Source organism: Amycolatopsis vancoresmycina, assembly GCF_000716785.1.
Lineage (GTDB): Bacteria > Actinomycetota > Actinomycetes > Mycobacteriales > Pseudonocardiaceae > Amycolatopsis > Amycolatopsis vancoresmycina.
In genome coordinates, this window is record NZ_JNYY01000006.1 from 587,690 (window position 1) to 602,134 (window position 14,445).

Genomic DNA, 14,445 nt, shown 5'->3' on the forward strand with positions numbered 1-14,445 from the left:
GAGTGGTGCCGTACCAAAGGGGGAATTGCGGTGCTCAGGGCCACGGGCGGTGACGACGGGAAGGGTCAACGGGTCGAGCTGCGCCACCGCGCACGGTCATCGCTGCTCTCTTCCGGCCGCACCTGATCGGGTCATTGCGGGAGAACGCGGACAGGAAGCACCTGACGCCCAGTGAAATCCAGCCCTCAACGCACCGGATCAGCCACCCCTGTCCCTCTCCCGGGCGAGAGCCTAGCGAGTGACACAAGATCCCCACAACGTCCGTCCATTGCAGCCGAACGAGTGACCACCAACCGGCGTAACCTGCATGATCACCGTTGTTCAAGATCAACTTGAGCCGAGTTTCTGTCGGCCGCCCGGCCAAGATTTCCGGTGCGCCGCAACCGGATGGTGTGCAGCGCCCAGGAAGATCGCCCCTGTTCGTTACCGCGGCAGCGGGGAGTACCGAGATCATCACCGACAGCGATCCGGCAGTGGCGAACGATCGTTCGGAATACGCCGGCCGCACCGGCCGAATTCGAACACGTGTCCGCATCCGCCGTTATCGCACCGACCCCCCGCACGCCGAATGATTCCCGGACTGTTTACACGCCCGAAACAATTCGGCCGGGCCACCTAATTTCTGTCAACCGATCGATTTTGTCAGGTCGTAAACCGTCGTGCCGCCGACGGTCACCGGCGCGAAGTTCTGCTCCACCCAGGACTCGATCTCCCCCGCGGTCCCGCGGCCGCCCCCGAAGCCGCCGCGGCCACCCGCGACGTAGTAGCGGATGTCGCCGTCGGCGACGTACTGCTGGAACCGTTCCAGCGTCGGCGCCGGGTCGCTGCCGCTGAAGCCGCCGATCGCGAGCACCGGGCGGCCGCTCGCCAGCGCCAGGCCCGCCGACTGCATCGCGCCGCTCTGCGCCGCCGCCCACTTCGTCGTGGTGCCCTTGAGGAGGTCGATCACCGCGCTGTCGGCCTGCCCCGCGCCGAAGCCGCGCGGGCCTCGTCCACCCGCGACCGCGGGACCGGACGACGGTGTCCCGCCGGAGTGCGCGGTCGCCGCCGTGGCGAGCGTGAAGGACGCCGTCCCGAGCAGGGCGCCGCAGAGGCCGAGCACGGCCACGGCCGGGCCGAGCCGCCGGAACCGGTCGGCCCCGAAGAGCAACCCCGCGACGGCGGCGGCGCCGACCACCAGGAGCGTGTACCGCAGCCACGGCTGCCAGTCCGGCGTGCGGGCGAGGAGGACGAACCCCCAGACGGCGGTCACCGCGAGCATGACGGCGAGCACCGCGCGCGCCGCGAAGTTCGCCCGGCCGCGCCAGAGCTCCCGCGCGGAAATCCCGAGCGTGGCCGCGGTTCCCGGGGCCAGGGCGACGGTGTAGTACGGGTGGATGATGCCGCTCATGTAGCTGAACACCAGCGCGGTGACGACCAGCCAGCCGCCCCACAGCAGCAGCGCCGCCCGCGTCCGGTCGGTGCGGGGCGCGCGCCGGGTGAACCACAGGCCGGCGGCCAAGCCGATGACCGCGGCCGGCAACAGCCACGACGCTTCCGCGCCGAACTCGCCGCTGAACAGCCGCGTCAGGCCGGTTTCGCCGCCGAACCCACCGAAGCCACGGCCGCCACCGGTCGGGGGCGTGAACGTCCCGCCGCCGCCACCCCGGCCCTCACCGAAGATCCGGCCGAGCCCGTTGTAGCCGAACGCCAGCTCCAGCACGGTGTTGTCGGTCGAGCCGCTGATGTACGGCCGGTCCGCGACGGGCCACAGCGCGACGGCGGCGATCCACCAGCCGGCGGAGACGACCACCGCACCGGCCGCGGCGACCAGCTGCCCGATCCGCCTGCCGAGCGAGGTCGGCGCCGCGACCGCGTACACCAGCACGAACGCGGGCAGCACGAGGAACGCCTGCAGCATCTTGTCGAGGAAGCCCAACCCGATCGCGACCCCGGCGAGCAGCAGCCACTTGGTGCTCCCGCGCTCGAGGGCGCGCACGACGCAGTACGCGCCGGCGACGAGCAGCAGCACGAGGAAGGCGTCGGGGTTGTCGTAGCGGAACATGAGCGCGGCGACCGGCGTCAGCGCGAGCCCGGCCCCGGCGAGCAGCCCGGCCCCCGGCCCGGACAGCCGCCGCACGGCGAGGTAGAGCAGCCCGACCGAGGCGACCCCGGCCAGCGCGTCGGGCACCAGCAGGCTCCAGCTGGAGAAGCCGAAGAGCCGGCCGGACAACCCCATCACCCACAGGGAAAAGGGCGGTTTGTCGACGGTGACGACGTTGCCCGGATCGAGCGAGCCGAAGAACAGCGCCTGCCAGCTCCACGTCCCGGCCTGCACGGCCATCGCGTAGAAGTCGTTGGCCCAGCCCGTCTTCGCCAGGTCCCACAGGTAGAGCAGCCCGGTGCCGAGCAGCAGCGCGGCCACGGAAGGGTTGACCCACCGGGGTTTCGGCGGCGCGGCGGGCGGCTGGGGCTGGGCGTGCTCGGGCGCCGACAGCGTGGTCGTCATGGCGTTCACCGTGTCGGCGCCGCATGTGGTGAACTTGTGCCGAAGCTGTGCGCCAGCTGTGCATCGCCCCCGGCCGGGTGGTCTGCCGCGGCTGGTCGTGAGTGGTAAGGCGAGTTAGAACTCGCCTTACCACTCACGACCGCGCGGCCGGGAAGGCGATCTCGAACTCCGTGCGGCCCGGCCGGCTCTGCACCCCGACCCGGCCGCCGTGCGCGCCCACCACCGCGGCCACGATCGCCAGGCCCAGCCCCGTGCTGCCGGCCGCGCGCGAACGCGAGTTGTCGCCGCGGGCGAAGCGCTCGAAGATGTCCGGGAGGATTTCCGGCGGGATGCCGGGGCCGTCGTCGGCCACCCGGAGCCGGACAATTCCGTCCGAAGTGGACAGTGTAGTCGTCACCGTGGTGCCCGGCGGGGTGTGCGTGCGCGCGTTGGCCAGCACGTTGATCACCACCTGGTGCAGCTGGCCCGCGTCACCGAGGACGCCGATCGGCTCGCCGGGGACGTCCATCAGCCACTTGTGGTCCGGGCCGGCCACGTGCGCGTCCGCGACCGCGTCGGCCACCAGCCGGCACAGGTCCACCCACTCGTGCACCACCGGCCGGCCCGAGTCGAGCCGCGCCAGCAGCAGGAGGTCCTCCACCAGCGTCGTCATCCGGCGGGACTCCGACTCGACGCGGCTCATCGCGAAGGCGACGTCCGGTGGCACCTGCTCGCCGCCGCGGCGGGTGAGCTCCGCGTACCCGCGGATCGCCGCCAGCGGCGTCCGGAGCTCGTGACTGGCGTCCGCGACGAACTGGCGGACGCGGTTTTCGCTCGCGTGCCGCGCGGACAGCGCGTTCGCGACGTGCTGCAGCATCCGGTTCAACGCCGAGCCGACCTTGCCGACCTCGGTGTTCGGGTCGGTGTCGGCCTCCGGGACCCGTTCGGACAGCGCGACTTCGCCGCGGTCCAGCGGCAGCTCGGAGACGCGGGTCGCGGTCGCGGCCAGCCGGTCGAGGGGCTGCATCGTGCGGCGGATCGTCGCCGCGCCGACCGCGCCCGCCACCAGGATCCCGGCGAGCGCGACGCCGCCGAGGATGAAGCCGAGCTGCCAGAGCGTCTCGTTGACGTCCTTCAGCGGCAGCCCGATGACCGTCTTTTCGCCGCGGGGCGACGTCGTCGAGACGACGCGGTACTCGCCCAGGCTGCCGCCGAGGTCGATGCTGCGCTGCTTGCCGTCCGACGGCAGCGCGAGCAGCGCCAGCACTTCGGCCTTCGGGATGTCCTTGAACGGCGCCTTGCGCCTCGACGGACCGGCCGCGCTCGAGTCGAGGACCCCGGCGGAGGCCTTCGACCCGATCTGGACGACGGCGAGGGTGCCTTCGCCCTGGCCGAGCACGCGCAGCGGGTCCGGGGGCGGCGCTTCGCCGTAGGTCCACGGCGGGGGCCGTTCCGAGCCGTGCGCGGCGCGGTCGCTGGCCGCGGCCAGCCGCTTGTCCTGCTGGCCGACGAGGAACTCGCTCAGCGCGAACTCCGTCACCACGCCGACGACCAGGCAGACGAGCGCGAGCAGCGCGGCGAGCTGCACGATCAGCCGCCGCCGCAGCGACCACGGCCGGCGCACGCGCTTCGGTTCAGCCTGCGGGCTTGAGGACATACCCGGCGCCCCGCATGGTGTGGATCATCGGCTCGCGGTCGGCGTCGATCTTCTTGCGCAGGTAGGAGATGTAGAGTTCGACGATGTTCGCCTGGCCGCCGAAGTCGTAGCTCCACACGCGGTCCAGGATCTGGGCCTTCGACAGCACCCGCTTCGGGTTGCGCATGAGGTAGCGCAGCAGCTCGAACTCGGTCGCGGTCAGCGGCACCAGGTCGCCGCCGCGGTGCACCTCGCGGCTGTCCTCGTCCAGGGTGAGGTCGCCGACGACGAGCGTCGACCCGCTCGCGCCGGTGACGCCGCCCGCCCGGCGCAGCAGCGCGCGCAGGCGCAGCGCGACCTCTTCGAGGCTGAACGGCTTGGTGACGTAGTCGTCACCGCCGGCGGTGAGCCCGGCGATGCGGTCCTCGACCGCGTCCTTCGCCGTCAGGAAGAGGACGGGCAGGTTCGGCGCTTCGGACCGCATCCGGCGCAGCACTTCCAGGCCGCTGAAGTCGGGGAGCATGACGTCGAGGACGACGGCGTCGGGGCGGAAGTCGCGCGCGATCCGGACGGCCTCCGTGCCGTCGCCCGCGCTGCGCACCTCCCAGCCCTCCATCCGCAGGGCCATCGACACGAGCTCGGCCAGCGTCGCCTCGTCGTCGACGACGAGGACCCGGACGGGGCTCCCGTCGGCGCGGCGCAGGTCGGCCTTTCCGGGGCCGGGTGACGTGGCGTTCATAGCGGTCATGGTGCCACCTTCCCGGCCGCGCGTCGGTGTTCGCTGTGTGATCGCTGTGCGTTTGCTGTGAGGTTCGCACGATCGAGGCACAGCGCCCGCTGACGCCCCGCACAGCTCAATCACAGCCGTGGCCGCGAGCCTGGTCGGGACCAGTGTGGGTACGACCGGAGGACACGATGACTACCGAGCCGACGCCGACCACCCCGCCGCAGGGCGCCAACTGGGGCGACCCGGCCCCGGCGAACTGGGGCGACCCGGCCACGGCCGCCCCGAAGAAGGGCTGGTCCGGCAAGAAGACGGCGATCGCGGCCGGTATCGCGGTGGTGATCGCGGCGGGCGGCGGAGCGGCGATCTGGGCGGGCACCAGCAGCGCCGGCAACACGGCACAGGGCCCCGGCGGCTTCGGCGGACCGGGTGGCGGGCCGGGCGGCGGCCAGTTCCGCGGCCAGGGAATGCCGGGCGGCGGCTTCGGCGGCGGGATGGCGGCGTTGCGCGAGGCCCTGCACGGCGACTTCGTGGTGGCGAACGGCAACGGCGGCTACACGACCGAGCGCCTCCAGACCGGCGACGTGACGGAGCTGAGCGCCACCTCGGTCACGCTGACCAGCAAGGACGGCTACAAGCAGACGTACACGCTGAACTCGTCGACCCAGAAGACCGGCGACGTGAAGCAGGGCGACGCGAACGTGACGGTGGTGGCGAAGGTCGACGGCCAGACGGCCACGGCGACGACGCTCGGCCAGGGCTTCGAGCCGGGCCAGCGCCAGCCGGGTCAGCGCCGGGGCGGCTATTCGGCCCGCCCGACGAGCTGAGCGCCTCCGCTCGGGCGGAGACCGCCCCGGGTGCCGCGTCCCCCTCCCGCCGCACCCGGGGCGGTCAGCCGTCCGGCACGAGTTTGTGGCGGTAGGCGTAGACGACGGCGTGCACGCGGTCGGGCAGGCCGAGCTTGCTCAGCACCCGCGACACGTGCGTCTTGACCGTCTCCTCGCCGACGTGCAGCTTCCGCGCGATCTCCGCGTTGCTGCACGCGCCGGCGAGCAGCAGCAGGACCTCGCGCTCGCGTGAGGTCAGCCTGGCCAGCTCGGGGGGTTCGGCCGCCGGTTCGAGGACCGTCGCGAACTTCGCCACCAGGCGCCGCGTCACCGAGGGGTCGATCAGGGCGTCGCCGCGGGCCGCCACGCGCATCGCCGCCACCAGTTCCTCCGGGGCCAGGCTCTTCAGCAGGAAGCCGCTCGCTCCCGCGCGCAGCGCGCGGTAGACGTACTCGTCGGCGTCGTACGTCGTGAGCACCAGGACGCGGGTGTCGTTGCCCGGTGCGGACAGGATCGCCTCGGTCGCGGCGAGGCCGTCGAGGCGGGGCATCCGGACGTCGAGGACCGCGACGTCCGGGCGCAGGCGCGCGGTTTCGGCGACGGCTTCGCGGCCGTCGGACGCCTCGCCGACGCAGGTGAAGTCGGGCTGGGTGTCGAGCAGCGCGCGCATCCCGGACCGGAACATCGCGTGGTCGTCGGCCAGCAGGACGCGGATCATGTGCTCTCCACCGGGAAGGTCGTGCGCAGCTGCCAGTGGCCGCCGGTCTCGCCGTAGGACACCTGGCCGCCGAACAGGCTGACGCGCCGCCGGATGCCGGCCAGCCCGCGGTGCGCGTGCCCGCCCTCGTCCCGTCGGTTCGCGCGCAGGCCGTTGGTCACCGTGAGCACGACCTCGGTGCGGCCGTGGTTCAGCTCGACCTCGACCGGGCCCCGGCCGTGGCGCAGGGCGTTGGTCAGGGCTTCCTGCGCGATCCGGTAGAGGGCGACGTCCAGCGAGCCCGGCAGCTCGCGGGGCTCGCCGAGCAGCGTCAGCCGGGTGGGCAGGCCGGCCGCGCGGACCGTCTCGGCCAGCTCGTCGAGGTTGTCGAGCCCGGGCTGTTCGGCGTCGGGTTCCGCGTGCAGGAGGTCGAGCAGCCGGCGCAGGTCGGCCATCGCCGAGCGGCTCGCGGACTCGACCGCGCCGAGCGACTTCCGCACCGGCCCGGCGCCGTCGGGCAGGCCGAGCCGGGCCGCGCCGGCGTGCACGCCGATGGCGCTGACGTGGTGGGAGATCACGTCGTGCAGGTCGCGCGCGATCGTCGTCCGCTCTTCGAGGACGGCCCGGCGCACGGCTTCTTCCTCGTGCTGGCGGCGTTCGTCGGCTTCGCGTTCGAGGTCGGCGATGTAGGCGCGCCGGGCGGTGGTGTACCGGCCGACCAGCCACGGCAGCAACGCGGAGACGCCGACGTTGATGCCGATCAACCGCCAGTCGCCCGCGACGCGCCCGCCGCCTTCGAGGCAGCCGGCGGTGACGCCGAGCAGGAGGGCACCGAGCGCGAGCACGGCGGGCCGCGGCCGCAGCCAGGCACCGGCGCGGTAGCCGGCGATGAGGATCCCGGCGTTGTTGCCGACGACGTACCACTGGCAGGTGCACAACAGCACCGGCGCCGCCGCGTAGAGCACGGCGTGCGCGAGCGCGACCCACCCGGAGTACCGCGCGGCCCCGGCCAGCGCGGCGTTGACGGCCACCCCGCCGAGCAGCACGACCCAGGCAGCCCACCCGCCGCCGGGGAAGGGGCCGCGAAGGAGGAAGAGGGCGGCGTCGCACACCACGCAGACGAGCGCGACCAGCAGTGACTGCCGCCTCAGTGACCCTCTGATGTCCGGCACCCCGCAACTGTGCCGCAACCGGCGGGGTGAACGCGACGTACCGGCCGGTCCGCGCGCCTAAGCTGGGCCGATGAAGCGGTGGATCACCCTCGCGGTCGGGGTCGTGCTCGTGCTCGTCGGCGCCGTCTGGGTGCTGCAGGGCATCGGTGTCCTCACCGGGAGCTTCATGACCGGGCAGAAGCTCTGGTTCCTCATCGGGCTCGCCGCGTTCCTGGTCGGCATCGTGCTGGTGGCGGCGAACCTGACCCGGCGGAAACCTACTTCGTGAAGATCTCGAAGATCGGGTAGCCCGGCGCGATCTCGCGCAGCTTCTCGTCCGAAGCCTTCGCGTCGACGCCGTCGAAGAACACGCCGACCTCGAACTTCCAGCGCTTGAGGTACGCGCGGAGGATGCCCGGCTTCTCGTCGTCGGCCAGCTCGCGGAAGGTGAACGCCTCGACGCGGCGCCCGACGCGCAGCGTGCCCTGCTCCGCGGCGCGCAGGTTGCGCACCCACTGCGTCTCGCCGCGCGGGGCGACCAGGTAGCGGACGCCGTCGACGGTCAGCAGGTTGACCGGCACCGAGCGCGGCTCGCCGCTCTTGCGGCCGACCACGGTCAGCACCCGGCTGCCCCAGACGCTCAGGCCCAGCTTGGTCAGCTTCGCGACGACCTCGTTGAAGAAGCTGGTGGACTTGGCGGGCTTGATGTAGCGGGTGTCGTTCACGGTGTCCTCCGAAGTTTGGGAGAGCAGTGCTCTCGGTTAAGAGCAGTGAACACGAGAGCGCCGCACTCTGTCAAGAGCACTGCTCTCTTTTGTGCGCACCGCTCTCGTCGTGGCACACTGATCCGCATGACCACCTCCCGCACCGCACGCGAACGTGCCCGCGCCGAACTGACCCAGGAGATCAAGGACGAGGCCCGCCGCCAGCTCGCCGAAGTGGGCGCGCACGGGCTGTCGCTGCGCGCGGTGGCCCGGGAACTGGGCATGGTGTCGTCCGCGATCTACCGGTACTTCCCGAGCCGCGACCGGCTGCTGACCGACCTGATCGTCGACGCCTACAACGCGATCGGCGAAGCGGCCGAGCGGGCGGACCCGGGCACCGGCGACCCCCGCGAGCGGTGGCTGGCGATCTGGCAGGGCACCCGCGACTGGGCCCGCTCGCACCCCCACGAGTACGCGCTGATCTACGGCTCGCCGATCCCCGGGTACGCGGCCCCGCAGGACACCGTCGTGCCCGCGTCCCGCGTCGCGCTCGCCCTGGTCAAGACGCTCACGAACACCAAGCTGCGGGCCGAGGGCGAAGTCCCGCCCGAACTGCGCGCCCAGGCCGAGACGCTCACGAAGGCCCTCGGGATCATCGCCGGCCCCGAAACCGTGTCCCGGCTGCTCATGGCGTGGACCCAGCTGTTCGGCGCGATCAGCTTCGACCTGTTCGGCCAGTACGTCGGCAGCGTCGACCCGGCCGACGCGTTCTTCGCCCACTCGGCGAGGCGGATGGCGGAGTTCGTCGGCCTCTAGGCTGAGGCGCTGAGGCGGGAAGTCCAACGGCGGAAGGCGGCGCGACGTGACGGGGTGGGCCGGGAAGGTCGGCAGGATCCGGGTGATCGGCACCGGGGTGATGGGCCGCGGGATCGTCCAGCTGGCCGCGACCGCGGGAGTGACCGTCGAGCTGGCCGACGTCCGGCGCGAGGCCGTCGCCGAAGCGATCGAGTACGTCGGCGGCATGATCGACAAGCTCGCCGCCAAGGGCAAGCTCACCGGCGAGCCGCAGGCGGTGAAGGACCGGCTGGTCCCGGTGGACGCGCCCGACGCCCCCGCCGACGGCGTCGACCTCGTGGTCGAAGCCGTCCGGGAAGACCTCGCGACGAAACGCGCCCTCTTCGCCGGCCTCGAGCGCGTCTGTCCACAGGAGACGATCTTCGCGACGAACACGAGTTCGCTGTCGGTCACCGAAATCGCCGCCGAGCTGGCCGACCCCGGCCGGCTGGTCGGCCTGCACTTCTTCAACCCGGTGCCGCTGATGCGGCTGGTCGAGGTCGTGCCGGGCGCGCGCACGCACGACTGGCTGCCCGGCCAGGCGCTCGAGCTGGTCCGGAGCTGGGGCCACGAGCCGGTGCTGGCGAAGGACGCGCCCGGCTTCCTGGTCAACCACGCCGGCCGCGGCCTGAACACCGAGGCGCTGCAGATCCTCGCCGAGGCGCTGGCCGGGCCGGCCGACGTCGACCGCATCGCCCGGGACGTGCTCGGCCTGAAGCTCGGCCCGTTCGAGCTGCTCGACCTCACCGGCCTCGACGTCTCGCACGCCGTCCTCGAAAGCATCTGGACCGGCTTCCACGGCGACCCGCGGCTGCGGCCGTCGTGGCTGACCCGGCCGCGCGTGGCCGCCGGGTTGTTCGGGCGCAAGAACGGCGAGGGCTTCTACTCCTACGCCGACGGCAAGCAGCAGGTCGCCGACGAACCGGCGGCCCCGCCGAAGCCGTCGAGCCCGGTGTTCGCCGCCGACGAGCACCTCGCCCGGGTGCTGTCCGCGGCCGGCGTGCAGGTGGTGCCGGACGCCTACCCCGACGCCGTCCTGCTCGTCCCGCTCTACGGCGAGTCCACAGTGGACGCCGCGGTCCGCGCCGGGCTGCCGCCCGCCCGCGTCGCCGGCGTCGACCCGCTCGGGGGTTACGAACGCCGCCTGACCATGTCCGTCCACCCCGGACTCGACCCGGCGGCGGGCCGCGCCGCCTGGGGCGCGCTGGCCGCCACCGGACGGCCCGTCACGGTCGTCCGCGACGGGCCGGCCCCGATCGCGCAGCGGCTGCTGGCGTCGATCGTCAACACGGCGTGCTTCATCGCGGGCCAGCACCTGGCCACGCCGCCGGACATCGACACGGCGGTCCGCCTCGGCCTCGGCTACCCGCGCGGCCCGCTGGCCTGGGGCGACCTCGTCGGCGGCGACGTCGTGCTGCGCATCCTGCGCGGCCTGACGGCGGCCACCGGCGACCCCCGCTACCGGCCGAGCCCGTGGCTCACCGAGCGCGTCGCCCTCGGCCTGCCGCTGACGGCGGCCGGGACCACACCCGCGGACCTCTGACACGAACGCGGGCCGGCTCCCGGAAGGAACCGGCCCGCGTCGGTGCTGCTCAGCCTCACCAGGGGCGGTCGACCGCCCCGGTGGCGAGGGTGAACGTGATGTAGCCGCCTTCGAAGTCGCTGCGGTACACCCCGTTCGTCACGTACTCGTCCGTCCGCGGGTAGTGCAGGTAGGAGTACTCCCACCCGAGGGCCGCCCACCGCTTCCGGATCTCGCCCTTCACCATGTGCGCGCCGGTCGCCACGGTGTAGTAGATCGAGCCGCCGAGGCTGAAGTGGTTGTACCGGCCGCGGCCGTCCGGCGTGCCGAGCTCGTCGGTGGCCGGGTAGCCCAGGCCACGCTCGTAGTCCAGCGCCGCCCACTTCTTCCGGATCTCACCGTAGATGGCGTGCGCGCCGGTCGCGGACGTGTAGTAGATCGAGCCGACGTTGCCACCCTTGATGAAGTGGTTGTAGCGGCCGACCCCGTCCGGCGTGCCGAGCTCGTCGGTCGTCGGGTAGCCGAGGCCACGCTCGTAGTCCAGCGCCGCCCACTTCTTCCGGATCTCACCGTAGATCGTGTGCGCGCCCGTCGCGGACGTGTAGTAGATCGAACCCACGTTGCCGTTGTTGTTGAAGTGGTTGTACTGCGCCACCCCGTCCGGCGTCGTGGCGGTGTCGGACGTCGGCGGGCCGAACGCGTTGGACCCGCCGACGGCGAGGTACTTGTCCAGCACCGGGCCGCTGACGTACACCGTGCCGCCGACGGGGCTCCAGTACAGCCGGCCGTTCATGTAGGCGCGGTAGTGGACCGGGCCGTCGGTGACCTCGAACGCCGTCGGCAGGCCGAGCTTCGCCCGCAACGCCGGGTCGCTGTCGTAGCGCTGGTCGATCGGGGTCGCGTAGTTCGCCGTCAGCGTCAGGTCGCTCGTGCCGACGGTGACGACCCACGTCGTGTCCGACGGGCCGCCCTGCCAGCCGGTGAACTTCGAGACACCGTCGATGCCCAGCGGCGCGGCTTCGACGTCGAAGGACGCGCCCTCGGTGACCATCGCCGAGCTGACCCCGCCCTCCACCGGGATGCTCAGCGCCGCGGGCTGCGTGCTGAGCAGGGTGATCCGGTGCTGGCGCGGCATCGCGGTGTACGTCCGGGACGTGGTGACGCCCGCGCTGTCGGTCACCGTCGCGGTGAACTCCATCCGGGAGTCCGGGTGCTCGGTGAACGGCTGCGAGAAGGTCGCCCCGGTGCCGCCGACGCCCGGGTGCGCGTGGCAGGTCGCCTCGCTCGGGCAGTGCCGCACCGCCGTGGTCCAGGTGACCGGCAGCGAACCGTCCTCGGCGTCGGTCGCGCTGGCGCTCAGCGCGACCTGCTGGTCCACCGCGAACGTGGCGTCGTTCCGGGGCGTGGTCAGCGTGAGCTCCGGGGTGTGGTTGCCGGGCGCGACCGCGATGGTCGCCGAACCGGTGGCGCCCAGTGGGTCCCGGACGGTCAGCGTCGCGGTGAACGCCTCGGTGCCCGCCGCGTACGGGTGGGTCACCTTCGGGCCGGCGTCGGTCACGACGTTGCCGTCGCCGAAGTCCCAGTCGTACTTCAGCGCGTCGTTGTCGTAGTCGACCGACGGGGAGCCGTCGAACGACACCGTGCGGGTGTCCGGGTCGGTCGTCGTCGTGGCCTTCGCGACCGGCGCGGTGTTGCCGCCCGGGTAGCTCAGCCGCCGCAGGCTGCCGGAGAGGATGTCGGCGTAGACGATGTCGCCGTTCGGCGCCGCGGCGAACTTGACCGGGCCGCCGATGCCGGTGAAGACCGGCGGGTTCTCCGGGGCCTGCGTGAGCTTGCCCTGGTCGTCGTAGCGCAGGGTCCAGATCTTGTTCGTCACGTAGTCGCCGAAGAAGAACGAACCGCGGTAGGACGCCGGGTAGCTGGATCCGTTGTAGACGATGCCGCCGGTGACGCTGTTGCCCTGCATGACGCCGCTGCCGTGCTGGTAGGCGTAGATCGGCGGCTGGTTCGCCACGCCGGTGCACTGCGCGAGCGTGCTGTAGCCGGACGTCGGGTTGTTCCCCTCCCAGCACGGCCAGCCCTGGTTGGAGCCGCGCTGCACGACGTTGACCTCTTCCCAGGTGTTCCAGCCGACGTCACCGGCGACCGGCAGGCCGAGGTTCGGGTCGATGCTGAACCGGAACGGGTTGCGGAAGCCGCGCGCGAACACCTTGCTCGCGGTCGAACCGGGGTTCGTGCCGTCGTAGTACGGGTTCCCCGGCACGCCGTTGCCGTCGGCGGTCAGGTGCAGGATCTTGCCGTTCGGGCTGGTGATGTCCTGGGCGCGGAGTGCGCCCGGGTCGACCTTCCGGAAGTCGCCGTTGTCACCGATCGACAGCCAGAGCGTGCCGTCCGCGGCCGCGACGACGCCGTCGATGCCGTGGACGTTGGAGATGCCCGGCACCTCGAACAGCGTCTTCTCGCCGCTCAGCCCGCTCGGCGCGCCCGCCGCGTCCACGGTCACCGTGAACCGCGCCAGCCGCATGACGAAGCCGCTGCCGACGTTGATCGAGCGCGTCAGGTAGATGTTGTGCGACGTCGCGTAGTCCGGCGCGACCGCGAGCCCGACCAGCCCGAGGTCCTCGTTGGTGCGGACCGGGAGCGTCGTGAGCGTCCGGCCGGCGCCGTCGACCGGCAGCCAGCGGACGGTGCCGTTCTTGCCGATGACGAACGTCGAGTTGTCCGGCAGGTACGCGAAGTCGGTCAGCGGGTCGTCCCCCAGACCCGTGGCGGTGTCCTGCAGGACGAACCCCTGCGGCAGGGTCGCCGCCGACGCCACCCCCGTGGACACGACCGGCAGCAGCGCCCCCGTCAGAACCGCCGCCACCAGTATGTGGCGTCGTGCGCGAAGTTTTCGCAAGGCCATCTGGCCCCCCTTCCCAAGCGATCATCTATCGCGGGGGAAGGGGGGCCAGTTGCAGTCGGCGGGTGGATTTTACCCGACCGTGACCTACGGTCCGTGATCGATCGGACGTCGTTACGGAACAACCTGCACGACGTCGCCGATGTGCAGCGTGTTGAAGAACTTCAGCGACGCGCCCGCCGAGAGGTGGATGCAGCCGTGCGAGTACACCGAAAGGCTGCCCTGGTGGAAGGCGTCGCCCGGGTAGAAGAAGACCGAGTTCGGCATCTCCGCGTTGTCGAATTCCTTCGACAGGTGCATCTTCTCCTTCGAGTACACGTGGAACGTGCCCGTCGGCGTCGGGTTGCTCTTGCGGCCCGGCAGCATCGGCACCGGACCGTAGACGACGTTGCCGCCCTGCAGGATCCACGCCTTGTGCGCCGAGAGGTCGACGCAGGCGGCGGTGCCCGAGGCCGCGGCGGCCGCCGCGCACGGGACACCCGGGTCCGGCTGCGGCTGCGGCTTGGGCGTCGGGGTCGGCTTGGGCTTCGGCTTGGCCGAGGTGCTGGTCGGCGTCGGCTTCGGCGTGGTGGAAGCCGGCGTGGTCGTCGTCGGCGCGGCCGTGGTCGTGGTCGGCGCCGCGGTGGTGCTGGAGGTGGTCGGCGCCCCGCCGCCGGTGCCCGCCGCGACGGCCCCGCCGCCCGCGTTCGCCCCGGGTGCCGTGCCCCCGCCGGAGCAGGCGGCCAGCACGAACGCGGTGGCCAGCGCGGCCGCTCCCGCCAGAAGCCTCTTCACGATCCGGTACCCCCAGCTGTCTCGATCATCGCCTTTGGACACCGGTAAAGACGGCGTTCACCCGGTCGAGGTTCGTCGGCGAAGGTCACGATTCGGTCAGCGGCGGTCAACCCGCGGGTGGAGCCGGGGATCCACCCGGGCCCGGTCCGCGGGCCGACGCGCCCGGGCCGGCGCCGGCCGAAGCTGGGTGGACCATCGAACCGGGGG

At 72.3% G+C, this 14,445-nt stretch carries 13 protein-coding genes; 5 read left to right on the plus strand and 8 right to left on the minus strand.

What is annotated here, in order from left to right:
* Window positions 1–317 precede the first annotated feature (317 nt).
* The gene (locus OO60_RS46485; RefSeq protein ID WP_156081310.1) at window positions 318–572 is read left to right on the plus strand and encodes a hypothetical protein; all 255 of its coding nucleotides are present in this window, start codon (window positions 318–320) and stop codon (window positions 570–572) included.
* A 53-nt stretch (window positions 573–625) separates the two neighbouring features.
* On the opposite strand, the gene OO60_RS17830 is transcribed toward OO60_RS46485, so the two are convergent.
* The 3 genes from OO60_RS17830 to OO60_RS17840 form a co-directional block, all read right to left on the minus strand.
* A complete protein-coding gene (locus OO60_RS17830) occupies window positions 626–2,488 on the minus strand; it encodes a glycosyltransferase family 39 protein (RefSeq protein ID WP_244885530.1) in 1,863 nt (620 codons plus the stop codon).
* Between the two features lie 133 nt (window positions 2,489–2,621).
* Complete coding sequence (locus tag OO60_RS17835) at window positions 2,622–4,124, minus strand: sensor histidine kinase (protein ID WP_209441387.1); 1,503 nt, start codon at window positions 4,122–4,124, stop codon at window positions 2,622–2,624.
* Complete coding sequence (locus OO60_RS17840; protein ID WP_033261680.1) at window positions 4,102–4,851, minus strand: response regulator transcription factor; 750 nt, start codon at window positions 4,849–4,851, stop codon at window positions 4,102–4,104. The genes OO60_RS17835 and OO60_RS17840 overlap by 23 nt, the downstream gene beginning before the upstream one ends.
* A gap of 167 nt (window positions 4,852–5,018) precedes the next feature.
* Between OO60_RS17840 and OO60_RS17845 the strand changes: the two genes are divergently transcribed.
* Window positions 5,019–5,654, plus strand: coding sequence for a hypothetical protein (locus tag OO60_RS17845; RefSeq protein ID WP_033261681.1), 636 nt, complete (start codon window positions 5,019–5,021; stop codon window positions 5,652–5,654).
* A gap of 64 nt (window positions 5,655–5,718) precedes the next feature.
* Here the strand turns inward: OO60_RS17845 and OO60_RS17850 are convergent, their stop codons facing one another.
* Both OO60_RS17850 and OO60_RS17855 read right to left on the minus strand, forming a co-directional pair.
* Window positions 5,719–6,372, minus strand: coding sequence for a response regulator (locus tag OO60_RS17850; protein ID WP_033261682.1), 654 nt, complete (start codon window positions 6,370–6,372; stop codon window positions 5,719–5,721).
* Complete coding sequence (locus tag OO60_RS17855) at window positions 6,369–7,523, minus strand: sensor histidine kinase (protein ID WP_033261683.1); 1,155 nt, start codon at window positions 7,521–7,523, stop codon at window positions 6,369–6,371. Before OO60_RS17855 ends, OO60_RS17850 begins: the two co-directional genes overlap by 4 nt.
* A 70-nt stretch (window positions 7,524–7,593) precedes the next feature.
* Here OO60_RS17855 and OO60_RS17860 point away from each other — a divergent pair, with 70 nt between their 5' ends.
* Window positions 7,594–7,791 carry a hypothetical protein gene (locus tag OO60_RS17860; protein ID WP_033261684.1) on the plus strand — a complete coding sequence of 66 codons (198 nt, stop codon included), beginning with the start codon at window positions 7,594–7,596 and terminating at the stop codon, window positions 7,789–7,791.
* On the opposite strand, the gene OO60_RS17865 is transcribed toward OO60_RS17860, so the two are convergent.
* Window positions 7,781–8,227 (minus strand): nitroreductase family deazaflavin-dependent oxidoreductase, encoded by a 447-nt coding sequence (locus OO60_RS17865; protein ID WP_033261685.1) that lies wholly within the window; start codon window positions 8,225–8,227, stop codon window positions 7,781–7,783. The genes OO60_RS17860 and OO60_RS17865 overlap by 11 nt on opposite strands.
* Window positions 8,228–8,353: 126 nt before the next feature.
* Between OO60_RS17865 and OO60_RS17870 the strand changes: the two genes are divergently transcribed.
* Together OO60_RS17870 and OO60_RS17875 are read left to right on the plus strand one after the other, a co-directional pair.
* Entirely contained in the window at window positions 8,354–9,022 is a 669-nt protein-coding gene (locus OO60_RS17870) for a TetR/AcrR family transcriptional regulator (RefSeq protein WP_033261686.1), read from the plus strand.
* A gap of 46 nt (window positions 9,023–9,068) precedes the next feature.
* A complete protein-coding gene (locus OO60_RS17875) occupies window positions 9,069–10,583 on the plus strand; it encodes a 3-hydroxyacyl-CoA dehydrogenase (protein WP_033261687.1) in 1,515 nt (504 codons plus the stop codon).
* Window positions 10,584–10,638: 55 nt separating this feature from the next.
* Here OO60_RS17875 and OO60_RS17880 read toward each other — a convergent pair whose 3' ends face one another.
* Window positions 10,639–13,467 (minus strand): PQQ-dependent sugar dehydrogenase, encoded by a 2,829-nt coding sequence (locus OO60_RS17880; protein ID WP_033261688.1) that lies wholly within the window; start codon window positions 13,465–13,467, stop codon window positions 10,639–10,641.
* A gap of 111 nt (window positions 13,468–13,578) precedes the next feature.
* Entirely contained in the window at window positions 13,579–14,238 is a 660-nt protein-coding gene (locus OO60_RS17885; protein ID WP_033261689.1) for a L,D-transpeptidase, read from the minus strand.
* Window positions 14,239–14,445: the final 207 nt, after the last annotated feature.